A 26217-nucleotide genomic window follows, 5' to 3' on the forward strand; every position below is an offset into this window, starting at 1 on the left:
CAACGCCTGCCCACCGACCTGGGGCGGATCTTCATCGCCGCGAGGCAGGGGCAGGCGTCGAACAAAGCTGAACAGTAGCGGCCCGTGGCCTATGTGCGTTGGGCTGCCTGCTTCACACAGAGACCTGCCACAGGACCAGCTACGCCATGAGTGTCTCTTGTGGGTCGGAAGTTCGAGTATCAGGATTGAGAGGCTGCCGTTCGCCGTCGCCTGACGGACGAACGACACGTGTGCGGCACCTTGCGGCCTGACTTCATGCGTCAGGCGTTCGCTGCTGAGGCCCATCGGAAGCCATGCATTCAAGCCTGGGGTCCAAGACGACTACCGAGAACCCCGCCTGACCGGGGAACCTGTCGATCCATTGCACCTCTGCTCAGGGCCTCGAAGCAAGGACGTCTGGCCGTGGCGATAAGGGGTTTGAGTCCAGGCTCCTTTGCCATGAGTAGCTGGCCCCGGTCCAACAGCTTGCACCCAGGCCCTGCTGGTCCTGGGTGCAAGATCGGCAGGTGCTTGACAAAGCACAAACCCATTCGCCGCGCGTGCCTCGGGTCGCCTCGGCATCTCAAGTCATCTGATTAGTCCCGGCGGCCAAACGCGTCGTTCTTGGTGGCCTGCTTGTCCCCAGTCGCTGGGGAAAGGGATGTGGGAGATCCTGTGGATAAGCGATGGCAGCCCAGGCGGGACGGCTGTTTTACAAGCTTGCCTATTCTTGTGGCAGTTACCCTGTGGATGAGGTGGAGGGCTGGAACGAGGGTGGTCGGGCCGGAATGCTTGGCCCTCCTGTGCGACAATCCGCCACCGAGTTCCCGTCGCCTGTTGATTGAATCGTCATGACCACCCCCCAAGCCCCCGAAATCTTCCAGATCCCGCTCGACGACCTCGACCCAGCGGGCCTGCCGCCGCGCGGCACGGCCGAGTTCGAGCAGGCGGTGATCGGGCGCTACGCGCTCGACTACGCGGCGCGCGGCTGGCAGGCCGTGGTGGCGGTCGATGATGCGTTCGTGCGCGTGGTCGCGGTCCCCGAGCGCGGGGTCGAACCCAAGGCCTACGTGCTGGGGCTGCTGCAAAACGGCTTCCTGGAGGATGCGCTGCCGGTGCTCGAGGCGCTCGACGGCATGCTCGACGACGCCGAGCTCGCCTACAGCCACGGGCTGTGTTTGTCCGAACTGGGGCGACCGGCAGAGGCGGTCGCCCCGCTGCAGCGGGCGGTCGAACTCGACCCCACGCACGCGAACGCGTTCATCGCGCTCGGGGTAGCGTTCGCGCGGACCGGACGCGCCGATGAGGCGGCCGACGCGCTACGCGACGCGGTCAAGGTCGAGCCCGAGAACGCCTTCGCCAAGCGCAACCTGGCGGCGGTGCTGATGCGGTCCGGACGGGCGGCCGAGGCGCTGCCGTTCTTCCGCCAGGCGGCCAGCCTGGCGCCGGCGGATCCGGGGGCGCAGCTCGGGCTCGCGCAGTGCCTGGAGGCGCTCGGGCCGTCGCACGTGAAGGAAGCGGCCGAGCAGTACAAGGCGGTGGTCAAGCGCTTCCCCGATCACCAGGCCGGCGAGATGGCCGAGGAGGCGCTCACGCGCATCGGGCAGGACGAGATGCGCGCGGCGGTCGACGGCGGGCTGCGCATGGACGCGGTGATGTACATGCAGGCGGCGCTCGATCGCTTCGCCAAGCTCGACCAGGCGAAGGTCGGGCAGATCGTGATGGAGATCGCGCTGCTCGGCCGCAACGGGCTCGAGATCAACAAGCCGGCGGTGCGCTACACGCTGCAGAACCTCGAAGGCGAGTTCTCCGGTCTGGCGCTGCTGGCATACATGCACGTGGGCTTTCGGATGTTCGACGCCAAGGGCGACGCCGGGACCGGGCTCGATCGCGAGTACGAGGCGGCGGTGAAGATGCGCCGCGAGCGTTGAACCCGGCGAGGATCCCGACATGAGCCAGCTCCCCGAACGCTACCAGGCGGCGATCGCGCCGCTGATCAACAAGGCGCGCGAGTTCCTCGAGAAGGGCGAGGAGCTCGCAGCGATGGCCTTCGTCGGCAACTTCACCACCGGGGCGACGATCCCCACGGCGCTCGTCATGCGCTCGCCGGCCGACAAGGACGCAGCGGCGCGCGCGGTGAAGATGCTCGCCGAGCAGCTCGACGCCGACTTCGTCTTCGTGCTGATGGAGGCCTACAGCCTGCGCGCCGACAAGGTCGCCCGCTACGAGGAGATCATCGACGAGTACGGCTCGCTGGCCGACTGCCCGGCGAGCTGGCGGATCGACGTGGTGAGCCTGTCGCTCGAGACCCGCCACGGCGTGTGGGTCGCCCAGGTGCCGATCAAGCCGAAGGGCATCAGCAAGAAGAAGCGCACGATCGGGGAGCCCGAGTTCCGGCATTACACCGAGGTGGAGGGGCGGTTCACGGATCTGCTGCCGGTGAAGGAAGGCGAGGGCGGGCCTTCCGGCACCCTGCACTGAGGCCGCCGGGGAGGAGGGCGCGCGCATGTGCGGTCGTTACGCCCTCTACGGTCCGGTCTCGCGCCTGCGCGAGGCCTTCGACGCGGTGCCCGAAGGTTTCGAGTTCGAGCCGCGCTGGAACGCGGCGCCGATGCAGTGGCTGCCGGTGGTTCGGCAGCGGTCGAACGGCGAGCGGGTGATTCACCGCCTGCGCTGGGGCCTCGTGCCGTCCTGGGCGAAGGACGAGACAATCGCCACCAGGTTGATCAACGCGCGCGGCGAGTCGGTCGCCGAGAAGCCGTCGTTCAGGGCGGCGTTCCGTCGCCGGCGCTGCATCGTGCCGGCGAACGGGTTCTACGAGTGGCAGCAGCTCAGTGACCAGCAGGGCGGCGGCAAGCAGCCGTTCTACATCCATCCGGTCGCGGGCGAGTTCTTCGCGCTGGCGGGGCTGTGGGAGCGCTGGACGAGGCCGGCCGACGGCGAGGAGCTCGACACGTTCACGATCGTCACCACCGAGGCCAACGCGGCGATGCGGCCGCTGCACGATCGCATGCCGGTGATCCTGGCGCCGGGGGATTACTGGGCGTGGTTGAACGGGGCAACTGCAGCCGACCAGGTGCAGGCGCTGGTGAGGCCGTGTCCCGAGGCGGCGCTGGCGGTGTATCCGGTGGGCAGGGCGGTGGGCAATGTCAGAAACGAGGGGGCGGGGCTGATCGAGCCGTCTTCAACCCGAGGCTGATGGAAACCCTGTGGATCAAGGTTGCCCAAGTATTCAAGTTGACCTTCGTCCAATCGAAAAGATGGGCTGGAGGTCACGTCTGAGAGATGGGTTGAAGGAGCCTTCGCCAGTCAGGTTTTCGATCATCACGCCGCTCGATCACATCAGCGGTGAATGCCATCAGAGGCGGTGACCGTGCTCAGCGGGGGCGTTGAACCACGTCCGCTGACATTCACCTGCTACATCAACAACCCGACACCGGCCCCGAGCCGGCATTGTTTTTGGCTCTGTCACCGGTAAGTATTGAACGACCGCCACATAAACTGTATATTTTTACAGTTTTCGAGTTTAGGAGGCGGAGATGAAGACGGTGGCGTTCGAACAGGTTTTGAAGCAGCTGGCCGGACTTTCTCATCGGCAGCGGAGTCGGCTTGCCGAGGCGTTGAAGCATGTTGGGCACGACACGCAGGCGGCCGAGCTTATCCAAACTCACTTTGAGTCAGCACCTCAGTGTCCACACTGCACGCATGAGCAGGTCCATCGGTACGGTCACGCCGATGGCCTTCAACGTTACCGCTGCTGCGCCTGCGCCAAGACCTTTAACGCGCTGACCGGCACGCCGCTGGCGCGGCTGCGGCACAAGCCCAAGTGGCTGTCGTTTGTGCAGCAGATCCTTGCTTCCCTGACCGTTCGCCAGGCGGCCCGCGAAACCGGTGTTCATCGCAACACCAGTTTCCGGTGGCGCCACCGCTTCCTCGCCTGGGTCAAGGACGACCGGCCTGGGCGTTTGCACGGCATCACCGAGGCCGACGAAACTTACTTTCTCGAATCCAACAAGGGCGCTCGCAACCTCCCGCGCCCCGCTCGCAAGCGAGGCGGAGCAGCGAGCAAGCGCGGCCTATCGAAGGAGCAGGTCTGCGTTCTCGTGGCCCGGGACCGTACCGGCCAAACGCTTGATTTCGTGACTGGCAAAGGGCCCGTCAGCAAGGCCCAGCTACGCAAATGCCTGCCACCCGTGCTCGACGAGGACGTTCTGCTCGTCAGCGATGCCAATGCCAGTTATCGCTACTTTGCCCAGGAAGCGGGCATCAGCCATGAGTCGGTCAATCTGTCGGCCGGCATGCGTGTCAAAGGCGCGTTTCATGTCCAGAACGTGAATGCCTACCACGGTCGGCTGCGCCAATGGATTGACCGCTTTCACGGCGTCGCCACCCACTACCTACCCAACTATCTCGGCTGGCGACGGGCAATCGACACTGGCCGGCTGAAAACCCCGCACGCCCTGCTCCTCGCGGCCGTCGGTGTATTTCCACAGGTAACGGTGACATAGCCTTGTTTTTTGCATGGTGAGTGGTGGTTCCACGGGGCTACGCAGCGAGGTGCCACACGTCGCGCAAGATGGACTGGGTGCTGGAAACGTAACCCCGGCGTAACCCCGGCCAAAAACGAAAAGGGCCTGCATCGCTGCAGGCCCTTGAATTTGTTGGTGGTGATGGGCGGAATCGAACCGCCGACCTATGGGTTATGAATCCATCGCTCTAACCGTCTGAGCTACATCACCAACAGAGCGAGCGAATATAGCGGGTCTGCGGCGGGGTCGTCAAGCGTCAGCGCGCCCGAAGAGGACCTTCTGCGGATGGGGCCATGCCGGTTGCGCGTGCGCCGCGGCACCGGGGCAGGGCGGCCATGCGCGCGCAGTAGGCTCCGCAAGTGCGTGCAGGGGCTAGGGTTCTGCCAGTGGAACGCTTGATTTATAAGGCTTTTGCATTGACATCCCCGGGGCGATGGACGATCATCGGCGCCCTGTTCCCTACCGTTCCGGATCTTTCCGGCCCGTCCTTGCGCCCGCATTTCCTCTCCGTCCTGCTGGCCGGTCTCTCCGGCCTCGCGTCGTCCGTGGCCTTTGCTGCCTTGCCGCGGCCGATTCCCGACGACGCGGCGCGGGTGAAGATGACGTTTTCCTCGGCCAGCGTGGTGCAGGTCAAGGATGCCACGCTGCAACTCAGCCCCGGCGCGCAGATCCGCGATACCCACAACCGCATCGTGCTGCCCTCGCATGTGTCTGGCGAGTACGTGGTGCGCATGCTGGTCGACCGCAACGGCCAGGTGCATCGGGTGTGGATCCTCACCCCGGAAGAGGCTGCGGCGCCGATGCCCAAGGCGCCGTCCCGGCCTTGATGGATGCCGCGATGCCCGCCCGACCTGCCGCAAGGCCTTGCCTGACATTCCCTGATAGATGAAGAAACTCTACATCCGCACCTTCGGGTGCCAGATGAACGAGTACGACTCCGACAAGATGGCGGACGTGCTCGGCGCTCACGAAGAACTGGTCAAGACCGACAACCCGGAAGAGGCCGACGTGATCCTCTTCAACACCTGTTCGGTGCGCGAGAAGGCGCAGGAGCGGGTGTTCCACGATCTCGGCCGCGTGCGTCTGCTCAAGCAGAAGAAGCCCGGGCTGATCATCGGTGTGGGCGGCTGCGTGGCCAGCCAGGAAGGCGAGGCCATCGTCAAGCGCGCGCCCTATGTGGACGTGGTGTTCGGCCCGCAGACCCTGCACCGCCTGCCGAGCCTGATCGCGGCGCGCAAGCAGAGCGGGCGCTCGCAGGTGGATATCTCCTTCCCCGAGATCGAGAAGTTCGACGCCATGCCGCCGGCGCGCGTCGAGGGCGCGAGCGCCTTCGTGTCGATCATGGAAGGCTGCTCGAAGTACTGCACCTTCTGCGTCGTGCCCTATACCCGCGGTGACGAGGTGTCGCGCCCGCTCGAGGACGTGCTCGCCGAGATCGCCGGTCTCGCGGCACAGGGCGTCAAGGAGGTGACGCTGCTCGGCCAGAACGTCAACGCCTGGCGCGGCGTGCTCTCGCGCGAGGACGGCGAGCAGGGCACCGACGTTGGTGATTTCGCCTTCCTTCTGGAATGCGTGGCCGAGATCCCCGGCATCGAGCGTATCCGCTACACCACCTCGCACCCACGCGAGATGACGCAGCGTCTGATCGACTGCTACGCGAAGCTTCCCAAGCTGGTGTCGCAGTTGCACCTGCCGGTGCAGTCGGGCTCGGACCGCGTGCTGGCGGCGATGAAGCGCGGCTACTCGGTGCTCGAGTTCAAGTCCGTGGTGCGCAAGCTGCGTGCGGCGCGGCCGGATCTTTCCTTGACCTCCGACTTCATCGTCGGCTTCCCCGGCGAGACCGAGGAGGACTTCGAGAAGACCATGAAGCTGATCGACGACGTCGGCTTCGACGGCTCCTTCAGCTTCGTCTACAGCTCGCGTCCCGGCACCCCGGCCGCCGACCTCGAAGACCCGGTGGCGCAGGAGACCAAGCTCGCCTGGCTCGCCCGCCTGCAGAAGCGCATCGACGAGCAGTACCAGGCCAACAGCGAGGCCATGGTCGGCACGGTGCAGCGCATCCTGGTCGAGGGCGCGGCGAAGAAGAACGCCGAGGCCGAGATGATGGGCCGCAGCGACAACAACCGCGTGGTCAACTTCCCCTCCGACTCGCCCGTCCGCGATCGCCTCGTCGGGCAGTTCGTCGAGGTGCGCATCACCGCAGCATTGCCGCACAGCCTGCGCGGCGAAATCCTCACCCGGGAATCCTGAATGGCGAAAATCCTGGAAGTCTTCTTCGAGCCGGTGGATAACGCCCGGCTGGCCAAGCTGTGCGGCGTACTCGACGAGAACCTGCGCCAGATCGAGAACGCCTTCGACATCACCGTGAGCCGGCGTGCCGAACACTTCACGCTGCAGGGCCACCCCGCGCAGGTGCTGCGCGGCGAGATGGCGCTCAAGCATTTTTACGCGCTCGCCGACAAGGATCTGTCGCGCGACGAGGTCCAGCTCGGCCTCATCGAGATCGCCAACAAGGGCGAGGCGGCGCAGCCCGCGCCGGTGCTGATGACGCGCCGTACGGAGCTCCACGGCCGCACGCCGCGCCAGGTCGACTACCTGCGCAACATCCAGGACTTCGACATCACCTTCGGCATCGGCCCGGCCGGCACGGGCAAGACCTATCTCGCGGTGGCGAGCGCGGTCGACGCCTTCGAGCGCGACCTCGTCGAGCGCATCATCCTCACCCGCCCGGCGGTCGAGGCCGGCGAGCGCCTGGGCTTCCTGCCCGGCGACCTGGCGCAGAAGGTCGACCCCTACCTGCGCCCGCTCTACGACGCGCTCTACGACCTGATGGGCTTCGACCGCGTCGGCAAGCTCTTCGAGCGCGGCAGCATCGAGATCGCGCCGCTCGCCTTCATGCGCGGGCGCACGCTCAATAATGCCTTCATCATCCTCGACGAGGCGCAGAACACGACCCCCGAGCAGATGAAGATGTTCCTCACCCGCATCGGCTTCGGCGCCAAGGCGGTGGTCACCGGCGACCTCACCCAGATCGACCTGGCACGCGGCCAGCGCAGCGGTCTCAAGGAGGCGCGCGCGGTGCTGGCGGGGGTGCGCGGCATCGCGTTCACCGAATTCAGCAAGGAAGACGTGGTGCGTCATCCGCTTGTCGCGCGCATCGTCGAAGCTTACGACCTCGAGGCTGCGCGCCTCGAGCGCGAGAAGGCCGCGGCCCGCGCCGCGCGCCAGCAGCCGCACCCGCAGGAGCAGGAAGCCGAAGATGGCGAATAAGACCAACAGGACCGACAGGACGAACCAGGCGGCCGCGCGCAAGTCGGCCGGCACCTGGCCCAGGATTATCGCCGTCGATGCCGACGGCAAGGCTGCGCGCATCCGCGCCGAGCGCCTGGAGATCGAGCTCGGCGACGGTCGCAAGCTGCTGCTCGCCTTCCCCGAGAAGGCCTGGGGCGACCTCGAGATCGAGGCCGAGACCGACGACGACAACGCGGTGCCGATGCTGTCGCTGCAGCCCGGTGCCTGCAACCTGATGACCCTGCGCGTGGATGTGCACCACGACATGAGCTTCGTCGAGCTGCTCGCGCTGCCCGCGGGCGAGCATCCGCCGGTGCTGAAGCTGCAGGTGCAGAAGGCGGTCGAGGGCGAGGACAAGGCCAACTGCCCCAAGAAGAACCACATCCGGCGCTGGGCCGCGGCGGCGCTGCGCGCCAGCGCCCAGGTCACGGTGCGCCTGGTGGGCGAGGCCGAGGGGCGCGCACTCAACCGCGACTACCGCGGCAAGGACTACGCCACCAACGTGCTGACCTTCGCCTACGCCGAGGGCGAGGACCTGCCCGGCCTGCCCGCGGCGGCCGCAGACGTGCCGCTCGCCGGCGACCTGGTGCTGTGCGTTCCGGTGGTGGTGCGCGAGGCCGCCGCCCAGGGCAAGACCCTGGAGGCGCACTTCGCCCACCTCGTCGTGCATGGCATGCTGCACCTGCAGGGTTACGATCACGAGAACGAGACCGAGGCGGCCGAGATGGAAGCGCTCGAGACCGCGATCCTGCGCGAGCTCGGCTATGCCGACCCCTACGCCTTGAGCGCCTGAAGCGGAGACACCGACCCCCAAAATGGACAGTTCCCCCAAACCCTCCTTACTCGAGCGACTTTCGGCCCTTCTCTCGCGCGAACCGGAAGATCGCGATGAACTCCTCGCGCTGCTGCACTCGGCCTTCGACCGCAACCTGATCGACGCCGACGCCCTCACCATCATCGAAGGCGCCCTGCAGATGTCCGACATGCAGGTGCGCGACGTGATGGTCCCGCGCGCCCAGATGGACTGCGTGCATCTGGACGACCCGATCGACACGATCGCCAACTTCGCGATCGACACCGCCCACTCGCGCTTCCCCGCGATCGGCGACGGCAAGGACGACGTCGTCGGCATCCTGCTCGCCAAGGACCTGCTGCGCTACTTCGCCGGGCGCGAGTTCGACCTGCGCGACATGCTGCGCCCCGCAGTCTTCGTGCCCGAGTCCAAGCGTCTCAACGTGCTGCTGCGCGAGTTCCGCGTGTCGCGCAACCACATGGCGATCGTGGTGGACGAGTACGGCGGCGTGGCCGGCCTGGTCACCATCGAGGACGTGCTCGAGCAGATCGTCGGCGACATCGAGGACGAGTACGACTTCGACGAGGTCGGCGACAACATCCGTCTCGACCACAGCGGCCGCTACCGCGTGAAGGCGACCACCGAGATCGAGGACTTCAACGAGGCCTTCGCCACCCACTTCAGCGACGAGGAATACGACACCGTCGGTGGCCTGGTGATCCGCCATTTCGGCCGCCTGCCCAAGCGTGGCGAGGCGGTGGAGCTCGAAGGCCTGAAGATCCAGGTGCTGCGCGCCGACAGCCGGCGGGTGTACACGCTGATCGTCGAGCGCCTGCCGCAGCCGCTGTCCGAACAGGCGTGATGCGGCGCGCCTGGCTGCTCGCGCTGCTCGCCGGCGGCGCGACGGTGTTCGCCTTCGCGCCCTTCGGGCTGTTCCCGCTCGCTTTCCTCGGCCTCGGCGTGCTCATCTGGCTGCTCGCCGGCGCGGCGCGCGCGCGCGAGGGCTTCGCGCTCGGCTTCGCGTGGGGCTTCGGTGCCTTCGCCGCCGGAGTGTCCTGGCTCTACGTCGCGCTCGAACGCTACGGCGGCGTGCCCGCGCCGGTCGCCGCGCTGGCGATCGCGCTGTTCTGCGCCTACCTCGCGCTCTATCCGGCGCTCGCCGGGGCGGCCTTCGTCGCGCTGCGCGGCGAGCGCGTGGCAGGCGCGCCGGTGCGCGCAGCGGCGCTCTTCGGCGCGCTCTGGCTGGGCTCCGAATGGCTGCGCGGCGTGCTCTTCACCGGCTTCCCCTGGCTTGCCATCGGCTATGCGCAGACGCCGCCCAGCCCGCTTGCCGGCCTGCTGCCGGTGCTCGGCGTGTATGGCTTGGGGGGGCTGAGCGCCTTCATCGCCGCGCTGTGCGCTCTCGCGCTGCGGGCGGGTGGCGTGCGCGTGCTGCTCGCCTGGCGCCCGGCGTTGGCGCTGTGCGCTCCCTTCGCTGCCGGCTTCGCGCTGCTCGGCCATGCCTGGACCCAGCCGGTCGGCGCGCCCTTGAAGGTGGCGCTGGTGCAGACCGATTTCGCGCAGAGCCTCAAATGGGATCCGGCGCGCTTCGAGGAGGTGCTGCGGGTCAACCTCGAGCTCGCGCGCGACGCCTTCGGGCAGCCGCAGCCGCCTGCGCTGGTGGTGCTGCCCGAGACCACCGTGCCGACCCTGCTCGACCGCCTGCCCGCTGGCTATCTCGAAGCCTTCGCCGGCCTCGCCGCCGCGTCCGGCGCCGACCTGGTGATGGGCGCCTTCCGCCGCGACGCCGAGGAGCGCATCTACAACGCCGCGATCAGCCTCGGCAGCGCGCCCGTGCAGCTCTACGCCAAGCAGCACCTGGTGCCCTTCGGCGAATATTCACCGCCGCTGTTCGGCTGGTTCTACGCGCTGGCGCAGATTCCGATGTCCGACCAGACCCGCGGCGCGCCCGACCAGGCGCCGATGCGCTTCGGCTCGCAGCAGGTCGCGCTCAACATCTGCTACGAGGACCTCTTCGGCGCCGAGCTGATCCGCGCGCTGCCTGCGGCCACGCTGATGCTCAACCTCTCCAACCTGGCCTGGTACGGCGACTCGCTCGCCCAGCCGCAACACCTGCAGATCGCCCGCGTGCGCGCGCTCGAGACCGGTCGTCCGATGCTGCGCGCCACCAACACCGGCATGACCGCGGTGGTGCAGCCCGACGGCAGCGTCGCCGCCGTGCTGCCCGCGTTCGCGCGCGGCGTGCTCCATGCCGAGGTGCGCGGCCACCAGGGCATGACTCCTTATGCGCGCTGGGGCGATCGCCTCGCGCTCCTCGCCGCCGCGATCCCGATCGTCCTCGCACTCCTCGCCGCCGCCGCGGCACGCCCGCGCCGGACCGAAGCCCGGTAAAATCATCGTTTTTGCGTGCGCTGCGCAGCCCGGAGGCTGCCCGAGACCATGACCACCGAATCCCGACTCGTGAAACCGACCTTCCAGCAAGTCATCCTCACGCTCCAGCACTTCTGGGGCGAGCGCGGCTGCGTGCTGCTGCAGCCCTACGACCTCGAGGTGGGCGCCGGCACCAGCCACACCGCCACCTTCCTGCGTGCGATCGGCCCCGAGCCCTGGAACGCCGCCTATGTGCAGCCCTCGCGCCGCCCCAAGGACGGCCGCTACGGCGAGAACCCCAACCGCCTGCAGCATTACTACCAGTTCCAGGTGGTGCTGAAGCCCTCGCCGCTGAACATCCAGGAGCTCTACCTCGACAGCCTGCGCGCGCTCGGCATCGACCCGACGGTGCACGACATCCGCTTCGTCGAGGACGACTGGGAGAACCCCACCCTGGGCGCCTGGGGACTGGGCTGGGAAGTCTGGCTGGACGGCATGGAGGTCACCCAGTTCACCTACTTCCAGCAGGTCGGCGGCCTCGATTGCAAGCCGGTGCTGGGCGAGATCACCTACGGCATCGAGCGCCTGGCGATGTACCTGCAGGGCGTGGAGAACGTCTATGACCTGGTGTGGTCCGTCGCGCCGGACGGTCGCAAGGTCACCTACGGCGACGTTTACCACCAGAACGAGGTCGAGCAATCGACGTTCAACTTCGAGCACAGCAACGTCGACTTCCTGTTCTCGCTATTCAACAACTACGAGTCCGAGGCCAGGCGCGTGATGGAGGTCGGGCTGGCACTGCCGGCCTACGAGATGGTGCTCAAGGCCGCCCACACCTTCAACCTGCTCGACGCCCGCGGCGCGATCTCGGTGACCGAGCGCGCCGCCTACATCGGCCGCATCCGCAACCTCTCGCGCGCGGTCGCCCAGGCCTATTTCGAATCCCGCGAAGCCCTCGGCTTCCCGATGCTGAATGCTGAAAAGGAGGCCGCGTGATGACCGTTGCGACCCTGCTCGTCGAACTGCTCACCGAAGAACTGCCGCCCAAGGCCCTGCCGCGCCTGGGCGAGACCTTCGCCACCAGGATCGCCGAGGGCCTGAAAGCCAAGGGACTGGCGCCTGTCGACGCCGCCTTCCGCAGTTTCGCCAGTCCGCGCCGGCTGGCGGTGACCGTGGCGCAGGTGGCTGCCGAGGCCGCCGCGAAGGAGGTCACCGAAAAGCTGATGCCCGTGTCCGTGGCGCTCGACGCCGAGGGCAAGCCCACCCCGGCGTTGCTGAAGAAGATGGAAGCGAAGGGCATCGCCGCCGAGGCCGTCGCCCGCTTCGAGCGCCGCCTGGACGGGAAGGCCGAGGCCTTGTTCCACACCGCCATGGTGCCGGGCGCGAAGCTCGCCGATGTGCTGTCGGGGGTCGTGCAGGACGCCATCAAGGCGCTGCCCATCCCCAAGGTCATGCGCTGGGGCGATGGCGACGCCACCTTCGTGCGCCCGGTGCACAAGCTCACCCTGCTGCACGGCGCCGAGGTGGTGCCGGGCCGCGTGCTGGATCTGGATTCCGGCCGTACCTCCCGCGGCCACCGCTTCATGAGCCGCGGCGACATCTCCATCGCCACCGCCGACGCCTACGAGCCCACGCTGCTCGCCGAGGGCAAGGTCATCCCGAACTTCGCCGAGCGTCGCGCCGACATCGAGCGCCAGCTGCTCGCCGAGGCCGCGAAGCAGGGTGCGCTGCTCAATGAATACGCCGACCTGCTCGACGAGGTCGCCGCGCTGGTCGAACACCCGACGGTGTACGTGGGCGAGTTCGAGGCCGAGTTCCTCGCCGTTCCGCAGGAGTGCCTGATCCTGACCATGCGCGCCAACCAGAAGTATTTCCCGCTCTTCGATGGCGCCGGCAAGCTGCTCAATCGTTTCCTGATCGTCTCCAACATGCAGGTGGCCGACCCGATCAACATCGTCGCCGGCAACGCCCGCGTGGTGCGCCCGCGCCTGTCGGACGCGCGCTTCTTCTTCGAGCAGGACAAGAAGCAGAAGCTCGAGGCCCGCCTGCCGCGCCTGGCGCCGGTGGTCTATCACAACAAGCTCGGCAGCCAGCTCGAACGCGTCGAGCGCCTCGAGGCGCTGGCCGGTGCGATCGCTGCACAGCTGCACGGCGACGTCGCCGCGGCGAAGCGTGCCGCGCGCCTGGCCAAGGCCGACCTCGTCACCGACATGGTCGGCGAGTTCCCCGAGCTGCAGGGCATCATGGGACGCTACTACGCGCTCGCCGACGGCGAGGGCGAGGTGGTGGCCGACGCCATCCAGGCCCACTACCAGCCGCGCTTCGCCGGCGACGCACTGCCCGCCGGCAACGTCGCCGCCGCGGTGGCGCTGGCCGACAAGCTCGACGCCCTGGTCGGCTTCTTCGGTATCGGCATGGTGCCCACCGGCGACAAGGATCCGTTCGCGCTGCGCCGCGCCGCGCTCGGCGTGCTGCGCATCCTCATGGAAGCGCCGCTGCCGCTCGAGCTGCCCAGGCTGATCGACACCGCGGCTGCCGGCTTCAAGCCCGGCCTGCTGACGGCCGAAGGCTTCGCCGCGCAGCTGCAGGACTTCATGTACGAGCGTCTGAAGAACCTGCTACGGGAGACGGGCCGTGACGGCGCCGTGATCGACGCCGTGCTGGCGCTGAGACCCGCGCGCATCGACCTGGTGCCGGCCAAGCTCGCCGCGGTGGAGGCCTTCCGCGCGCTGCCCGAGGCCGAGGCCCTGGCCGCGGCCAACAAGCGCATCGTCAACATCCTCAAGAAGGCCGAAGGCGCGCCGGGCGAGCCCGACCTCGCGCTGCTGCAGGAAGCTGCCGAGAAGGCGCTCTTCCGTCAGGTGGTCGAGGTGGCGCCGCTGGTGCGTTCGCACGTCGCCAACGAGGACTACACGGATGCGCTGCGGGCACTCGCCGGACTGCGCGCAGCGGTGGACCAGTTCTTCGAAGACGTCATGGTGATGGCGGAGGAGCCGCTGACCCGTGCCAACCGCATCGCGCTGCTGGCCCAGCTCGCCGGCCTGATGAACCAGGTGGCGGACATCTCGCGCCTGTCGGCCTGATCGTCATAGCCCCCGCGGCGTGCGTCGCCGCGGGCTTCGCCCCCGCAAGGAGCCCGTGATGAAGCTCATCATTCTCGACCGCGACGGCGTGATCAACGTCGACTCGGGGCAGTACATCAAGTCGCCCGAGGAGTGGAAGCCGATCCCCGGCGCGCTGGAGGCGATCGCACGGCTCAACCAGTGGGGCTGGCGGGTGGTGGTGGCGACCAATCAGTCCGGCATCGGCCGCGGGCTGTTCGGCATGGACACGCTCAACGCCATCAACGACCGCATGGTCAGGAGCCTCGCCCAGGCGGGCGGGCGGCTCGACGGCATCTTCTTCTGTCCGCACGCGGCCGACTCCACCTGCGACTGCCGCAAGCCCAAGCCGGGCATGCTGCTGCAGATCGCCGAGCGCTTCAACGTCGAGCTCGCCGACGTGCCCTGCGTCGGCGACGGCCTGCGCGACCTCCAGGCCGCCGCGGCGGCTGGCGCGCAGCCCTGGCTGGTGCTCACCGGAAAGGGCGAAACCACGCGCGCGAGCGGCGAGCTTCCGCCCGGTACGCTGGTGTATCCCGACCTCGATGCGGTCGCCGCCGCGCTGACCGCCTGAGCGGCGCGGCGCGACAGCGCTGCCGCATCCCTCACGCACTCTTCACCGGACGAGAATCGTGCATCTGCTCCGCTCCATCCTGTTCGCACTCGTGCTTACCGTGATCACGGTGCCCTACGCGTTCTTCGCCACCCTCATCTTCTGGCTGCCGCCGATGACCCGGCACCGGCTGATCACGAGCTGGGTGCCGATCATGATGTGGGTGATCCGCCACGTGCTCGGCATCCGCTACCGCGTGATCGGCGCCGAGAACATCCCGGCCGGTCCCGCGGTGGTGCTGTCCAAGCACCAGTCGGCATGGGAGACGATCGCGCTGCAGGTGATCTTTCCGCCGCTGTGTTACGTGCTCAAGCGCGAGCTGCTGCGCGTGCCCTTCTTCGGCTGGGCGCTGGGCAGGATCCCGGGCATCGCCATTGACCGCTCCGCGGGCAAGGACGCGCTCACCCAGGTGGTGGAGCAGGGCCGCGAGCGCCTCAAGGAGGGCCTGTGGGTGGTGGTCTTCCCCGAGGGCACTCGGGTGGCGCCGGGTGCGACGCTGCGCTACAAGCCCGGCGGGGCCATCCTCGCCAAGCGCGCGGGCGTCCCCGTGGTGCCGGTGGCGCACAACGCGGGCGAGTTCTGGAGGCGCAACGCCTTCATCAAGCGCCCGGGCGAGATCGTCGTCAGCATCGGCCCGGTGATCGACGTCAAGGGTGCCAAGGCCACCGATGTGAACGAGCAGGCGGAGGCCTGGATCGAAGGCGAGATGCGCCGGCTGTTCCCGCATCTCTATCGCGAAGAGGCGGGCATGCCGCCGGCCGCGGGCGATGCCGCGGCGGAAGACGAGGGGAACTGAGCGCGTTCTCGCCCGGTCTCCCGCATAGGCCGCCGGGGCGGCCCCAGACATCGGGAGAGGGACGATGGGTGAAGAAATCCGCGCACTCGGCGAGGACGAGATCCTCGCCAGCCTTGCGGCGGGGCTGCCGCACTGGCGCCTCGAGGCCGGCGCGCTGGTGCGCGACTACCGCACCGGCGGCTGGAAGGCGACACTGATGGTGGCCGGTGTGGTCGGGCACCTGGCCGAGGCGGCTTGGCATCATCCCGAGCTGGAGCTGTGCTGGGACCGGGTGCGGGTGCGCCTGTCCACGCATTCGCCGCGCGGCATCACCGCACGCGATTTCGCGCTCGCGCGCAAGATCGAGGAGGTCGTGCACTGGCAGCCCGCGCGCGAGGGCGGGGCGCTGGAAGGCACGCCGAACGCGGACGACCGCTTCCGTTACATCCGCTACGACTGAAGCGGCGTGCGTGTGTTTTCGCTGCAGTCCGCGCCCTGCCGCGTCACCAGCCGGTAGACGCAAAAAGGCCCCGCATGCGGGGCCTTTTCGTCAGACGGTGCCGGAGAAAGCTTAGGCAGCCTTCTTGGCAGCGGTCTTGGCGGTGGTGCTCACGGCCTTGACGGTGGCGTTGGTCGCGGCGGCCACGTTGGCTTCGGCGATCTCGGCGACTTGCTTGGCAGCCTTGCTCATGCTGTCGTAGGCGCTGTTGGCGGCGGCGATGGCCGACTTGACGGCGGCGACGGCAACGTCCGAACCGGCGGGAGCCGACTTGGCAGCCTTGTCGAGCGCGGTGGCGACGCCCTTGTTCATTTCGGCGACCTGGCCTTCGAAGACCTTCGACATCTCTTCCTGGCTCTGCGACGAGATCTCGTAGACGCTGCGGGCGTAGGCGACGGCCTTCTCGACGATCGGCTGGGCCAGCGAAACCTGCAGGTTCACCAGCTCCTGCACGTCCTTGGCGGCCAGCAGGGCCTTGGTGTTGGCCACGCCGTCTTCGAGCAGCGAACGGGCGGTGTTCAGGTTCAGGGCGGCGAGGCGCTCGGCGCTGGCGAAGGCGGTGTTGGCCAGGGTCAGCAGGGTCTCGATGTTGGCCTTGTTGGCGGCGGCGAACTGCTCGGGGGTGACGAAGTTGCTCATTTGGATCTCCTTGGAAAGTGTGGATTGCATCAACATCGCTTCGGTAGCTGCGATGTTGCGTTGCAGCATGGTTCGGATTATACGGACCCGGGTCGGCCTGTCAAGCATATTTTTGTGCATTGCAGCATCCTGGATTGATAGAAGGAATCAATCACTTGCACCTGAAGGGGCGGCCCTTCAGGCTGGAGGTCGCAGTGTTGCGGTGCACGGCTGCCGTTGACCCGCGCAAGTGTGCAGGGAGCGGGTTGCAGCCGCGTGACGAATGCCTGCGGGTAAACGCAAGCGGCCGGCGGGAAGCCGGCCGCGAGGCGGAGGAAGCCGGGGCGCTCAGTCGTGGCGGAAGTCCGCCTTGCGCTTGGCCACGAAGGCCGCCATCCCCTCCTTCTGGTCATTGAGAGCGAATGCGGAGTGGAACACGCGGCGCTCGAACAGCAGGCCCTCGTTGAGGCTGCTCTCGAAAGCGCGATTGACCGACTCCTTGATCATCATGACCACCGGCAGGGAGAAGCCGGCGATCGTTTCGGCGGCGGCGATCGCCTCTTCGAGCAGCTTGTCGGCGGGCACCACGCGGGCGACCAGGCCGGCGCTCTCGGCCTCGGCCGCGTCCATCATGCGGGCCGTCAGGCACATGTCCATGGCCTTGGCCTTGCCGATCGCGCGCGGCAGGCGCTGGGTACCACCTGCACCGGGCAGGATGCCGAGGCGAATCTCGGGCTGACCGAACTTCGCGGTGTCGGCGGCGATGATGAAGTCGCACATCATCGCGAGCTCGCAGCCACCGCCGAGGGCGAAGCCGGCCACCGCGGCGATCACCGGCTTGCGGCAGGTCTTCACGCGCTCCCAGTTGCGTGTGATGTAGTCACCCTTGTAGGCGTCCATGTAGGAAAAATTCGCCATGGCGCCGATGTCGGCGCCGGCGGCAAAGGCCTTCTCGGAGCCGGTGATGACGATGGCGCCGATGCCTTCATCGGACTCGAAGTCGTCGAGAGCGGCGCCGATCTCGTCAACCACCTGGTCGTTGAGTGCGTTCAGCGCCTTGGGCCGGTTGAGGGTGATGAGGCCGACACGGCCGCGTTTCTCGGCGATGATCATCTCGAAGCTCATGCTGTCTCCTTCCTTTGCATCTGCTCGTGGGGGGAATCATTGTCCGCCGGCGGGCTGGCCTTCGGACTTGGGCTGGATCACTGCGCGCACCCGGCCTGCCGGTGCGCCTTGGCTGCTGCCCGGTGCGTTGGTGGCGAGGTAGTTCTCGGTGATCGCGTCGTACTCGATGTAGTGGCCGCTGACCTGGTCGCCTCCGCTGGTGACCTTGGCGCGGTTGAACAGCCTGGCCTTCTCGCTGCGGCTGTCGTACTCGATGCGTTCGGCCTCGCCTTCGACGTATTCGGCGCTGCCGTCGCGGCGCTGGCGGAAGGTGGCCAAGCCCTTGCCGGCTGCGGTGGCGACGCCGTTCTGGAAGCCGGCGGCGTCCTGCGTCACGACCAGCTTGTCGCCGCGGATGGTGAGCGTGCCCTGGGTCAGGACCACGCTGCCCTCGAAGATGTGCACCTTGTTGCGGTCGTCCACCGTGAGGCGGTCGGCCTCGATGTTGACCGGCTGGTCGCGGTCGGCCTTCTCGGCGAGCGCCGGGGTGGTGACGGCGGCGAGCAGCGCGGCCACGGTAGCGAGGAGGATTCGCTTCATGAGGGGGATCCTTGGCGGCGGGGTGGCATCGTCGTGCTGACCTCGCCGATGAGTTCGAGCGTGCCGAACAGGTTGTCCGCGCGCATGCCCTTGGCCGTCGCGCGTCCGGCGCCGCGGGTCATCAGGACCGGCGAGTCGGTGCGCGCGCGCTGGGCGTCCGGCCACACCGCGAGCGTCTCCGAGTCGAGCGCGAGCGGCAGCGCCCCGGCCTGGCCCGGACGCCGCACGCGCACTTCGCCGGTGAGGTCTACCTGCTCGCCACCGGGCGAGACGTCGGCCGAGCGCGCGGTGATCGTGGTCGTGCCTTCCGCGCCGTGCAGCTGCAGGCGGGGCGTGTGCAGCCGGGTGATGTCGCCGACGGGGAAATGCTCCAGGCGTTCGGCCACGAGCTCGTAGCGCTGCGCACCGTCGGCGCCGAAGCCGACCACGCGGGTGTCGTGGGCGATGAAGTCCGGACCGGTCTGCTCGATGCTCGCCGCCGGATCGTCGATCCGGGTGATGCGCTCGAGCCACACCGATCCGCCCGCCAGCAGCGCGAGGGCGAAGACCGGATACAGGCGCCAGGTGTCGACCCGCATTCAGATGACCTTCGCGAGCATCAGGTCGTGGGTGGTGAGCGCACCGGCGAGCCGGCCGGCGTCGTCGAGCACCAGGAGCTGGCTGATGCGCATGCTCTCCATCGTCGCGGCGGCCTCGGCCGCGAGCGCGCCGGGCGCGATGCTGCGCGGACTGCGCGTCATGACCTCGCTGACGCGCGCGCTGCGCACGTCGCAGCCCTTCTCCAGCGCGCGCCGCAGGTCGCCGTCGGTGAAGATGCCCACGGGCACCTCGTCGGCGTCGACCACCGCAGTCATGCCCATGCCGCCGGCGGTCATCGCCAGCAAGGCCTGGGTGAGGGGGGCGTCGCTGCCCACGCGCGGGACCGCCGGCGCGGGACGCATGACGTCGCCGACGTGGGTCAGCAGCCGGCGGCCGAGCGCGCCGCCGGGGTGGGAGCGGGCGAAATCCTCGGCGGCGAAGCCGCGGGCGTCGAGCAGCGCGACCGAGAGCGCGTCGCCGAGCGCGAGCGCCGCCGTGGTGCTCGCGGTGGGCGCGAGGTTGAGCGGGCAGGCCTCCTCGGCCACGCCGGCGTCCAGATGCGCATCGGCCTCGCGTGCGAGCGGCGAGTCCGGCTTGCCGGTCATCGCGATCAGGCGGGCGCCCTGGCGCTTGACCAGGGGCACGATGGTGAGCAGCTCCTCGCTGGAGCCGGAGTTCGACAGTGCGATCACCACGTCTTCCGGGGTGATCATGCCGAGATCGCCGTGTGCGGCCTCGGCGGCATGCACGAAGTAGGCCGGGGTGCCGGTGCTGGCGAGCGTGGCGGCGAGCTTGCGGCCGATGTGGCCCGACTTGCCAACGCCGGTGACGATCACCCGGCCATGGCGCGCGAGGATGATCTCGACCGCGCGCTCGAATTCCTCGCCGATGCGCGCCCCGAGCGCGGCCACGGCGTCTGCCTCGATGCGCAGCACGCGGCGGGCGAGGGCGACGGCTCGGCTTTCGCCCGAAGCGGAAATTGGGTCCATGGATTCGATGCTTTAAACTGGCGCGGAAGGGAGACCGGTGGCTCGACGGGATGACGGCGCGCCGTTGCCGGCAAGCTCCCGATCGAGCGGATTGTATACCAAACACCCGCGCCGCCGCCCGGCAGCGCTGGCGCCACACGCGGCCGGGCTTCCATGCTGAATACCCTCGAATTCGTGGTCCTGCTGCTGGCCGCCGCCGTGGTGATGGTGGCCCTCTTCCGCAGCATGAACCTGCCGCCGGTGCTCGCCTACCTGCTCGTCGGCGCGCTCGGCGGGCCGCATGCGCTCGACCTGATGCAGGAGTCCGCCGGCGCGCGCCACCTCGCCGAGTTCGGCGTGGTGTTCCTGATGTTCTCGATCGGGCTGGAGTTCTCGCTCGGGCGCCTGATGGCGATGAAGCGCATCGTGTTCGGGCTCGGACTCGCCCAGGTGCTGACGACGATCGCGCTCGCCACCCTGCTCGGTCGCCTCGGCGGGCTGGGCTGGATCACCAGCTTCGCGCTCGGCGGCACGCTGGCGATGTCGTCCACCGCGATCCTCTCCAAGCTGCTCGCCGACCGCATGGAGCTCGACAGCCGTCATGGCCGCGAGGTGATCGGCGTGCTGCTGTTCCAGGACATCGCGGTGGTGCCGCTGCTGATCCTGCTGCCGGCGCTGTCGCGCCCGGCCGAGGAGATGATGTTCACCCTCGGCCTGGCGGCCTTCAAGGTGGTCTTCCTGCTCTCGCTGGTGCTGGTCTTCGGCCAGCGCCTGATGCGCTGGTGGTTCACCGTGATGGCGCGGCGGCGCTCGGGCGAGCTCTTCATGCTCAACGTGCTGCTGATCACGCTCGGGCTGGCCTGGCTGTCCGAGCGGGTCGGGCTGTCGCTCGCGCTCGGCGCCTTCCTTGCCGGCATGCTGATCTCGGAGACCGAGTACCGCTACCAGGTGGAAGAGGACATCAAGCCCTTCCGCGACGTGCTGCTCGGGCTCTTCTTCGTCACCGTCGGCATGTTGCTCGACGTCGCCGAGATCGTGCGCAACCTGCCGGCGGTGCTCGGCCTGCTCGGCGCGCTGCTGGTGCTCAAGTTCGGGCTGGTGTTCGCGGCCTCGCGCGTGTTCGGTTCGCCGGCGGGCACGGCGATGCGCTCCGGGCTGTGGTTGTGCGCGGGCGGCGAGTTCGGTTTCGTCCTGCTGTCGCAGATCCTCGACCTCGGGCTGATGCCCTACGGCCTCGCCCAGGCCGCGGTGGCCGCGCTGGTGCTGTCGATGCTGGTCGCGCCGCTGATCGTGCAGGTGAGCGACCGCCTGGTCATGCGCTTCGTCGCCTCGGAATGGTTGCTGCGCTCGATGGAGCTCACCCGGGTGGCGGCGCAGTCGCTCAACACCGAGCGCCACATCATCGTGTGCGGCTACGGACGCAGCGGCCAGTACCTGGCGCGCTTCCTCGAGCAGGAGAACGTCGCCTACGTCGCGCTCGACCTCGACCCGGAGCGCGTGCGCGAGGCGGGCGCGGCCGGGGACACCGTGGTGTACGGCGACGCCGCGCGGCGCGAGACCCTGGTCGCCGCCGGCATCCAGCGCGCGAGCGCGCTGGTGGTGTCCTTCGACGCGCTGGAGGCGGCGCTGCGGGTGATCCATCACACCCACGCGCTGCGTCCCGGCCTGCCGGTGGTGGTGCGCGCCGGCGACGAGGCCGACCTGGAGAAGCTTGCCCAGGCGGGGGCGGCCGAGGTGGTGCCCGAGGCCTTCGAGGCCAGCATCATGCTCGCCTCGCACGCGCTCGCGCTCACCGGGGTGCCGCTCAGTCGCGTGGTGCGGCGCATCCGCGAGATCCGCAGCCAGCGCTATGCGCTGATGCGCGGCTTCTTCCAGGGCAGCAGCGATGCGGGCGATGCGGGCGCCGGCGCGGAGGCGCGCCTGCGCTCGGTGATCGTCCCGGAGGGCGCGGCGGGAGTCGGGCGCAGCATCGGCGAACTCGGGCTGGAGGAGTTCGGCGTGGCGGTGTCGGCAGTGCGTCGGCGCGGCATCCGCGCGCTCTCGCCGGGTGCCGAGACACGCATCCAGAGCGGTGACGTGATCGTGCTGCTCGGCGTCCCCGGCGGCCTGGAAGCCGCCGAGGAGCGCCTGCTGGGTGGCTGAGCCGCCCGCGCTCCGCACGCCTCACGCCTCACAGATTCGAACACACCGTGTGCGCGTTCGCTTCGAGCAGCCGGTTGGCCGCGGAGATCGCCACCAGCCCGGTGTCGCCGGGTGTGCCGGCACGCAGCGAGCCGGCCGCGGGGTCGCCGTCGTCGAGCGCGATGTCGATCTGTGTGACCAGCTTGCCGGGCACGTTGTCCGAGCACACCACCAGGCTGCCCGGCAGGCCGAGCACGCTGCCACCGCGCTGCACGCCGAGCCGGCCACCGAGTGCGTTGCGCGGCAGGAAGCCGGCGTCGGCGGTGTCGGTGCTGCCGGTGGCGATGCCGGCCAGGCGCAGGTGCTGCCAGAGGCGGACGGACTCGGTGTCGGCGCCCGCATCCCAGGTGCCGTCGATCACGCCGTTGCCGTTGCCGGCCACGGTGCAGCCGCTGCCGCCGGAGCAGAGATGGCGGACGGCGGCGGGGTCGTCGCCGGGGAGGGCGCGGAAGCGGTCCTGATAGGCATGGACCATCGCCGGCACGCTGCGCAGGTCCTGGGCGAGGTTCTTGACACGGGCACTGTCGATCAGCGCCTGCCCCTTCATGACCCCGCCGAGCAGCAGGCCGACGACGAGCAGCACGATCGCGATCTCGACGAGGGTGAATCCGGTTTGCGGTTTCTTTTGCATGGTTTGTCTCCCGGGTGATGTGGCAGTGGTGATGGAAAGGGCTTTGTGCGGATGCGCGGCCGGGATCACAGCCGCCCGGCCTGGGCGAGACGGGCGATCAGCAGCGGGCGCCCGAGCCAGGCGAGCAGATCGTCGAAATCGGCGCCCGGTTCGCCGGCCTGGTAGCTCGGGGTGGCGCTCGCGTGGCTGGTGTTGTCGCCGTCGGCGTGCAGGTTGGCGCCGGTCGACCACACGATCGCGACCGCCTGCGAGTCGGTCGTGGTGATGCGCCGGCCGTCGTGATCGCGGATCTGCAGGCGTGCGCCGGGTGTGGTGGCGGCGCCGATCGGCGCCACGCTGAAGGCGGGGTCGACGCGGTAGCGCCAGTACCCCGTCCAGTCGTCGGCGGCGGAGTGGCGGTCGCGGCCCCAGGCGTCGGTCGCCGGCATCGCCAGGCTGCGCCAGGGCAGCACGCCCTCGCGCGCGAGGTTGCAGGGCGGGCCGTCCTCGAGCCCGTAGCCAGGGCTGGCGGGATCGGTTTCGGTGCTCGGGCAGGGCAGGCGGCCGTGGATGATGGCGAAGCCGGTAAGCGCGAGCTGGATGTCGTGCAGACGCTCGAGCGTGGCGTTGCGGTCGCGCGCTTCCAGCCGGCTCGCCACCGGGACCAGCAGGCTGCCGCCAAGCAGGGCGAGGATCACCAGCACCATGGCGAGCTCGACCAGCGTGAAGCCGCGCGCGGGAGCGCTCGAATGCGCGGGCTTGTGCATGCGAGCGGGAGGCGGGGTCAGGGCAGGCATCGGACAACGTCCTCGCTGGCGGGGCGATCGGGCGCGGTGACGCGGAAGTGCGCGGCACCCTCGAACTCGGGATTGCCCAGGCGTAGCGCGGCGACGTTCCGGCCCTCGAACCAGGCCGCCGGATCGGCGCGCTCGGCAGCGGTGGTTCGCAGTTGGCGCTCGGGGCCGCTGCGGATGCGCTCGCCCCCGAATGCCAGCACCGCCCGGCAGCGCTCGCCGGGTGCCGCGGGCCGCGTCACACCGATGCAGGCGCTGCCGTCGGGGCAGGCGGCGAAGCGGATCTGCTCGTGCCAGTCGTCGATGAGCGGACGTTGTGCGGCGGCGATGCCCAGAGTCTCCGCCGTGGGCAGCATACCCACCGCGAGCGTGCCGAGCGGGCGGGCGTGGCGTGCGAGCCATTCGGTGCGGCTCGCCGCAAGCCGGCCGGCAAGCGCGTTCGCGCTGCGGGCGAGGAGCGCATCGAGATGGCTGGCGTGGTCGCGGCGCCGACGCAGTGCGTCGAAGACGTCGTCGATTCCGATCCAGGTGGCGAGGTCGTTGGGCGCCTCGTCGTCGAGGGTGGCCGGGTGGAGGGTGATCTCGATCACCCCGCTGCCTGCGCGCGCATGGCCGGGGTCGAGGTAGTGCGAAAGGTCGGCTGCGGCCGAGTCGCTGCCTGTGCAGCTCGTGCCCCGGGTGGGCGGACGGATCTGGCTGCTGCGTGGCGGCCCGGGGCTGAACACGATCGCCACCGCCATGCCGTCGCCGGACGCTGCCTGAAGGCTGCGCCCGGCGGGATCGAGCAGGCCGAACTGGCCCGGGCTGTCCCAGTTCAACGCCGCCGGCTTGGGGTTGTGCTTGACGCTGCCGGCGACCGCGTACCACAGGCATTCGCCCCAGCCGTCGCGCAGCTCGGGCAGGCCGAGGGTGCGCCAGGGCAGGCGCCCGATCGCGGCGGTGCCGCGCGCACCGCAGGCACCGATCGGGGTGGAGCCGGTGTTGCCGGCATCCGGACAGGGCAGGAAACCGTAGCCCTCTCCGGGGTGGGTCTCGGCGTAGCTGATCGCGTAGCCGATCAGCGCGGCGCGTGCGGTGGCGAGCACCTCGACGCTGCGCGCGTGGGCGAGCGCGTGGGCGCGGGCGCGCAGTTCGCCGCCGGCGAGCAGGCCGCCCGCCGCGAGCAGGGTGAGCACCAGCAGGGCGGCGATCAGGGCCTGACCGCGGATCGCGCCGGGTCGCCGGGGACGCATCACCCGCGCGGGCACGCGAGCGGAGTGCGGATCCCGCTGGCGGCGCCGCTCCCGGCAGGGCAGGCGGGCCCTCCGGATCATGGCCGCGCTCCGCGCATGTCGACACCGGGCCTTGCAGCGCTGTCGGCGGGGCCCGCTGCTCGATCTGCGGGTGCCGCATCGTCGCGCTCGGGGTAGGCCTGCCCAGGCCCGGCCGTGACCGTCGCGACGGCGGTCGGCACGAGCTCTCCGCTGCGTAGCTGCGTGCGCCGGCCGGCCGCCACTACCACCGCGGCGTCGCCTGCGATCGGGTGCAGGCCGAGTGCGCGCGCGGACTGCCAGGTTCCCTCCACCCAGAGCAGGATCTCGCCATCCGGGCGACGCAGGACGCCGTCGATGCGCCTGGCGATGGGCCCGGGCGGCGGGCTGGAGGCAGGCGGACAGGCTGCCGGTGCAGGCTCGGCGGGGGCCGGCGCTGGGGTCGGAAGGGGCGGCGGCGCTGCATCGAGGGCGGCGAGTGCGGCGCGTTCGGCCTCGCGTGCGGCGAGTTCCGCCTCCTCGGCCGCAAGCGCGGCGGCACGCGCCGCACGGGCGCGCTCGGTCGCGGCCAGGGCTGCGGCCTCGACCTGCGCCTGGTGCTCCATCCAGACGAGGGCTCCCAGGATCGTCGAGGCGACGAGCGCGAGCGCGCCGAGCACGCGCCTTTCGGGCAGCCTGGGCCAGCGCCGTGCGCCGGCCGCGAGCGGCCAGCCGATCGTCGTGGGGGCGTGGCGCAGGGCGAGCAGCAAATGGGCGTCGTAGCTGTTCGGGAGTCCGCAGCCCGCGAGCGTGTCGGCGGCGGCGACGCCGATCGGAGGCAGTGTGGCGTGCTCCGTCCCGGTCTGAGCCGGAAGGTCCGCGACGATGCGATCGAGTGGCGCATCGCTGGCGATGCGGTGCTGGGCGGCCAGGTAGTCGCGGGTGCGCTCGAGCTCCGTCGCCAGCGCTTGCGGATCGGCGAGGGAGTCGGCGTGGCCGCGCACGAGGCGGGAGAACAGGGTGTGTTCGCCGGCCAGCAGCGAAATGCGCAGGCCCGCGCGCCCGTGGGTGGCGAGCAGGCGCGGCCGTGGCGGCGCCTTGCCGTGGCGGCGCTGGCGTGCTCCTGGCAGGGGCAGGCGTGGCAGGAGGGCGCTGGCGGGGACGAGGATTTGGGGGCGGCGTCCGTCGGCCGCGAGGCGATCCAGCCAGGGCAGGAGGTCGGTGCTGCTCTCCATTCCGGCGAAAAGCACCCGCTCGGCGCCCTGGCGTCCGTCGGGCAGGGCGCCGAGCGGCGTGGCGCGTGCGAAGCGCGGCTCGGGGAACCAGTGAGCGAGTCGGCGTGCGAACAGGGCGCGACGGTCGCTGCCGCGCACGCGCGGCAGGTCCTCGATCTGGTAGGACTCGTCGGGCAGGTCGACCAACATCCGGCAGGGCTCGTCCGGCGGGCGGCGGGCGAGCCAGCTTGCGAAGGCGGCCTCCTCGCCGCAGGTGAAGGCAGCGAGGAGGGTGATGCCGTCGCCATGCCCGATGCATGCGAGGAGGCCGGACGGAGCCACGGCGAGGAGCAGGGGTTCGCGACGCATG

The 26217-nt window shown here is 69.4% G+C and carries 25 protein-coding genes and 1 tRNA gene; 16 read left to right on the forward strand and 10 right to left on the reverse strand.

Annotated features, from left to right (window positions below):
* Window positions 1-830 precede the first annotated feature (830 nt).
* The 4 genes from ACZ5PP_RS17070 (at window position 831) to ACZ5PP_RS17085 (ending at window position 4487) form a co-directional block, all read left to right on the forward strand.
* The gene (locus ACZ5PP_RS17070; RefSeq protein ID WP_464826357.1) at window positions 831-1910 is read left to right on the forward strand and encodes a tetratricopeptide repeat protein; all 1080 of its coding nucleotides are present in this window, start codon (window positions 831-833) and stop codon (window positions 1908-1910) included.
* Window positions 1911-1929: 19 nt separating this feature from the next.
* Window positions 1930-2460: a hypothetical protein gene (locus ACZ5PP_RS17075; RefSeq protein ID WP_464826358.1), complete on the forward strand. Its 531-nt coding sequence runs from the start codon at window positions 1930-1932 to the stop codon at window positions 2458-2460.
* 25 nt (window positions 2461-2485) lie between these two features.
* Window positions 2486-3178 carry an SOS response-associated peptidase gene (locus tag ACZ5PP_RS17080; RefSeq protein ID WP_464826359.1) on the forward strand — a complete coding sequence of 231 codons (693 nt, stop codon included), beginning with the start codon at window positions 2486-2488 and terminating at the stop codon, window positions 3176-3178.
* Window positions 3179-3518: 340 nt separating this feature from the next.
* Window positions 3519-4487: an IS1595 family transposase gene (locus tag ACZ5PP_RS17085; protein WP_464826130.1), complete on the forward strand. Its 969-nt coding sequence runs from the start codon at window positions 3519-3521 to the stop codon at window positions 4485-4487.
* A gap of 154 nt (window positions 4488-4641) precedes the next feature.
* On the opposite strand, the gene ACZ5PP_RS17090 is transcribed toward ACZ5PP_RS17085, so the two are convergent.
* Window positions 4642-4718: transfer RNA gene (locus ACZ5PP_RS17090), tRNA-Met, on the reverse strand.
* A gap of 176 nt (window positions 4719-4894) precedes the next feature.
* On the opposite strand from ACZ5PP_RS17090, the gene ACZ5PP_RS17095 reads away from it, so the two are divergent.
* The 11 genes from ACZ5PP_RS17095 (at window position 4895) to ACZ5PP_RS17145 (ending at window position 15911) form a co-directional block, all read left to right on the forward strand.
* Window positions 4895-5335: a hypothetical protein gene (locus tag ACZ5PP_RS17095; protein ID WP_012584684.1), complete on the forward strand. Its 441-nt coding sequence runs from the start codon at window positions 4895-4897 to the stop codon at window positions 5333-5335.
* A gap of 58 nt (window positions 5336-5393) precedes the next feature.
* A complete protein-coding gene (miaB, locus tag ACZ5PP_RS17100) occupies window positions 5394-6758 on the forward strand; it encodes a tRNA (N6-isopentenyl adenosine(37)-C2)-methylthiotransferase MiaB (RefSeq protein ID WP_464826360.1) in 1365 nt (454 codons plus the stop codon).
* A complete protein-coding gene (locus ACZ5PP_RS17105) occupies window positions 6759-7778 on the forward strand; it encodes a PhoH family protein (protein ID WP_004323400.1) in 1020 nt (339 codons plus the stop codon).
* The gene (gene ybeY, locus ACZ5PP_RS17110) at window positions 7768-8592 is read left to right on the forward strand and encodes an rRNA maturation RNase YbeY (protein ID WP_464826361.1); all 825 of its coding nucleotides are present in this window, start codon (window positions 7768-7770) and stop codon (window positions 8590-8592) included. The genes ACZ5PP_RS17105 and ybeY overlap by 11 nt, the downstream gene beginning before the upstream one ends.
* A 22-nt stretch (window positions 8593-8614) precedes the next feature.
* Window positions 8615-9454, forward strand: a complete 840-nt coding sequence (locus ACZ5PP_RS17115; RefSeq protein ID WP_004323398.1) for an HlyC/CorC family transporter — start codon at window positions 8615-8617, stop codon at window positions 9452-9454.
* Window positions 9454-10983: an apolipoprotein N-acyltransferase gene (lnt, locus tag ACZ5PP_RS17120; RefSeq protein WP_464826362.1), complete on the forward strand. Its 1530-nt coding sequence runs from the start codon at window positions 9454-9456 to the stop codon at window positions 10981-10983. Before ACZ5PP_RS17115 ends, lnt begins: the two co-directional genes overlap by 1 nt.
* A gap of 48 nt (window positions 10984-11031) precedes the next feature.
* Window positions 11032-11958: a glycine--tRNA ligase subunit alpha gene (gene glyQ / locus ACZ5PP_RS17125; protein WP_004322709.1), complete on the forward strand. Its 927-nt coding sequence runs from the start codon at window positions 11032-11034 to the stop codon at window positions 11956-11958.
* Complete coding sequence (gene glyS, locus ACZ5PP_RS17130; RefSeq protein ID WP_464826363.1) at window positions 11958-14045, forward strand: glycine--tRNA ligase subunit beta; 2088 nt, start codon at window positions 11958-11960, stop codon at window positions 14043-14045. The genes glyQ and glyS overlap by 1 nt, the downstream gene beginning before the upstream one ends.
* A gap of 58 nt (window positions 14046-14103) precedes the next feature.
* Window positions 14104-14637, forward strand: a complete 534-nt coding sequence (gene gmhB / locus ACZ5PP_RS17135) for a D-glycero-beta-D-manno-heptose 1,7-bisphosphate 7-phosphatase (protein WP_043744309.1) — start codon at window positions 14104-14106, stop codon at window positions 14635-14637.
* A gap of 58 nt (window positions 14638-14695) precedes the next feature.
* On the forward strand, window positions 14696-15472 hold the full coding sequence (locus ACZ5PP_RS17140) for a lysophospholipid acyltransferase family protein (RefSeq protein ID WP_012584686.1): 777 nt from the start codon (window positions 14696-14698) through the stop codon (window positions 15470-15472).
* Between the two features lie 64 nt (window positions 15473-15536).
* Complete coding sequence (locus ACZ5PP_RS17145; protein WP_004322701.1) at window positions 15537-15911, forward strand: 4a-hydroxytetrahydrobiopterin dehydratase; 375 nt, start codon at window positions 15537-15539, stop codon at window positions 15909-15911.
* Between the two features lie 111 nt (window positions 15912-16022).
* Here the strand turns inward: ACZ5PP_RS17145 and ACZ5PP_RS17150 are convergent, their stop codons facing one another.
* The 5 genes from ACZ5PP_RS17150 to ACZ5PP_RS17170 form a co-directional block, all read right to left on the reverse strand.
* Window positions 16023-16589, reverse strand: coding sequence for a phasin family protein (locus tag ACZ5PP_RS17150; RefSeq protein ID WP_324525077.1), 567 nt, complete (start codon window positions 16587-16589; stop codon window positions 16023-16025).
* A 327-nt stretch (window positions 16590-16916) separates the two neighbouring features.
* Complete coding sequence (locus tag ACZ5PP_RS17155) at window positions 16917-17693, reverse strand: enoyl-CoA hydratase (RefSeq protein WP_324525079.1); 777 nt, start codon at window positions 17691-17693, stop codon at window positions 16917-16919.
* Between the two features lie 36 nt (window positions 17694-17729).
* Entirely contained in the window at window positions 17730-18272 is a 543-nt protein-coding gene (gene lptA, locus ACZ5PP_RS17160; RefSeq protein WP_464826364.1) for a lipopolysaccharide transport periplasmic protein LptA, read from the reverse strand.
* Window positions 18269-18850, reverse strand: a complete 582-nt coding sequence (lptC, locus tag ACZ5PP_RS17165) for an LPS export ABC transporter periplasmic protein LptC (protein WP_004322695.1) — start codon at window positions 18848-18850, stop codon at window positions 18269-18271. Before lptC ends, lptA begins: the two co-directional genes overlap by 4 nt.
* On the reverse strand, window positions 18851-19840 hold the full coding sequence (locus ACZ5PP_RS17170) for a KpsF/GutQ family sugar-phosphate isomerase (protein WP_287470593.1): 990 nt from the start codon (window positions 19838-19840) through the stop codon (window positions 18851-18853).
* Window positions 19841-19993: 153 nt separating this feature from the next.
* Between ACZ5PP_RS17170 and ACZ5PP_RS17175 the strand changes: the two genes are divergently transcribed.
* A complete protein-coding gene (locus ACZ5PP_RS17175) occupies window positions 19994-21961 on the forward strand; it encodes a monovalent cation:proton antiporter family protein (protein ID WP_004325896.1) in 1968 nt (655 codons plus the stop codon).
* Window positions 21962-21989: 28 nt separating this feature from the next.
* Here the strand turns inward: ACZ5PP_RS17175 and ACZ5PP_RS17180 are convergent, their stop codons facing one another.
* The 4 genes from ACZ5PP_RS17180 to ACZ5PP_RS17195 form a co-directional block, all read right to left on the reverse strand.
* Window positions 21990-22631, reverse strand: coding sequence for a prepilin-type N-terminal cleavage/methylation domain-containing protein (locus ACZ5PP_RS17180; protein ID WP_012584691.1), 642 nt, complete (start codon window positions 22629-22631; stop codon window positions 21990-21992).
* A gap of 65 nt (window positions 22632-22696) precedes the next feature.
* The gene (locus ACZ5PP_RS17185) at window positions 22697-23407 is read right to left on the reverse strand and encodes a type II secretion system protein (protein WP_004325900.1); all 711 of its coding nucleotides are present in this window, start codon (window positions 23405-23407) and stop codon (window positions 22697-22699) included.
* Complete coding sequence (locus ACZ5PP_RS17190; protein WP_464826365.1) at window positions 23395-24717, reverse strand: hypothetical protein; 1323 nt, start codon at window positions 24715-24717, stop codon at window positions 23395-23397. The genes ACZ5PP_RS17185 and ACZ5PP_RS17190 overlap by 13 nt, the downstream gene beginning before the upstream one ends.
* Window positions 24714-26216: a hypothetical protein gene (locus tag ACZ5PP_RS17195; protein ID WP_464826366.1), complete on the reverse strand. Its 1503-nt coding sequence runs from the start codon at window positions 26214-26216 to the stop codon at window positions 24714-24716. Before ACZ5PP_RS17195 ends, ACZ5PP_RS17190 begins: the two co-directional genes overlap by 4 nt.
* Between the last annotated feature and the right edge of the window lies 1 nt (window position 26217).

It is taken from the genome of Thauera sp. DNT-1, assembly GCF_055393985.1.

Excerpts from the sequence above, each read along its gene's own strand:
- ACZ5PP_RS17070 (WP_464826357.1), top strand. The coding sequence starts at position 831 with ATGACCACCCCCCAAGCCCCCGAAATCTTCCAGATCCCGCTCGACGAC.
- ACZ5PP_RS17075 (WP_464826358.1), top strand. The coding sequence starts at position 1,930 with ATGAGCCAGCTCCCCGAACGCTACCAGGCGGCGATCGCGCCGCTGATC.
- ACZ5PP_RS17080 (WP_464826359.1), top strand. The coding sequence starts at position 2,486 with ATGTGCGGTCGTTACGCCCTCTACGGTCCGGTCTCGCGCCTGCGCGAG.
- ACZ5PP_RS17085 (WP_464826130.1), top strand. The coding sequence starts at position 3,519 with ATGAAGACGGTGGCGTTCGAACAGGTTTTGAAGCAGCTGGCCGGACTT.
- miaB (WP_464826360.1), top strand. The coding sequence starts at position 5,394 with ATGAAGAAACTCTACATCCGCACCTTCGGGTGCCAGATGAACGAGTAC.
- ACZ5PP_RS17105 (WP_004323400.1), top strand. The coding sequence starts at position 6,759 with ATGGCGAAAATCCTGGAAGTCTTCTTCGAGCCGGTGGATAACGCCCGG.
- ybeY (WP_464826361.1), top strand. The coding sequence starts at position 7,768 with ATGGCGAATAAGACCAACAGGACCGACAGGACGAACCAGGCGGCCGCG.
- ACZ5PP_RS17115 (WP_004323398.1), top strand. The coding sequence starts at position 8,615 with ATGGACAGTTCCCCCAAACCCTCCTTACTCGAGCGACTTTCGGCCCTT.
- lnt (WP_464826362.1), top strand. The coding sequence starts at position 9,454 with ATGCGGCGCGCCTGGCTGCTCGCGCTGCTCGCCGGCGGCGCGACGGTG.
- glyQ (WP_004322709.1), top strand. The coding sequence starts at position 11,032 with ATGACCACCGAATCCCGACTCGTGAAACCGACCTTCCAGCAAGTCATC.
- glyS (WP_464826363.1), top strand. The coding sequence starts at position 11,958 with ATGACCGTTGCGACCCTGCTCGTCGAACTGCTCACCGAAGAACTGCCG.
- gmhB (WP_043744309.1), top strand. The coding sequence starts at position 14,104 with ATGAAGCTCATCATTCTCGACCGCGACGGCGTGATCAACGTCGACTCG.
- ACZ5PP_RS17145 (WP_004322701.1), top strand. The coding sequence starts at position 15,537 with ATGGGTGAAGAAATCCGCGCACTCGGCGAGGACGAGATCCTCGCCAGC.
- ACZ5PP_RS17150 (WP_324525077.1), bottom strand. The coding sequence starts at position 16,589 with ATGAGCAACTTCGTCACCCCCGAGCAGTTCGCCGCCGCCAACAAGGCC.
- ACZ5PP_RS17155 (WP_324525079.1), bottom strand. The coding sequence starts at position 17,693 with ATGAGCTTCGAGATGATCATCGCCGAGAAACGCGGCCGTGTCGGCCTC.
- lptA (WP_464826364.1), bottom strand. The coding sequence starts at position 18,272 with ATGAAGCGAATCCTCCTCGCTACCGTGGCCGCGCTGCTCGCCGCCGTC.
- lptC (WP_004322695.1), bottom strand. The coding sequence starts at position 18,850 with ATGCGGGTCGACACCTGGCGCCTGTATCCGGTCTTCGCCCTCGCGCTG.
- ACZ5PP_RS17170 (WP_287470593.1), bottom strand. The coding sequence starts at position 19,840 with ATGGACCCAATTTCCGCTTCGGGCGAAAGCCGAGCCGTCGCCCTCGCC.
- ACZ5PP_RS17175 (WP_004325896.1), top strand. The coding sequence starts at position 19,994 with ATGCTGAATACCCTCGAATTCGTGGTCCTGCTGCTGGCCGCCGCCGTG.
- ACZ5PP_RS17180 (WP_012584691.1), bottom strand. The coding sequence starts at position 22,631 with ATGCAAAAGAAACCGCAAACCGGATTCACCCTCGTCGAGATCGCGATC.
- ACZ5PP_RS17185 (WP_004325900.1), bottom strand. The coding sequence starts at position 23,407 with ATGCCTGCCCTGACCCCGCCTCCCGCTCGCATGCACAAGCCCGCGCAT.
- ACZ5PP_RS17190 (WP_464826365.1), bottom strand. The coding sequence starts at position 24,717 with ATGATCCGGAGGGCCCGCCTGCCCTGCCGGGAGCGGCGCCGCCAGCGG.
- ACZ5PP_RS17195 (WP_464826366.1), bottom strand. The coding sequence starts at position 26,216 with ATGCGTCGCGAACCCCTGCTCCTCGCCGTGGCTCCGTCCGGCCTCCTC.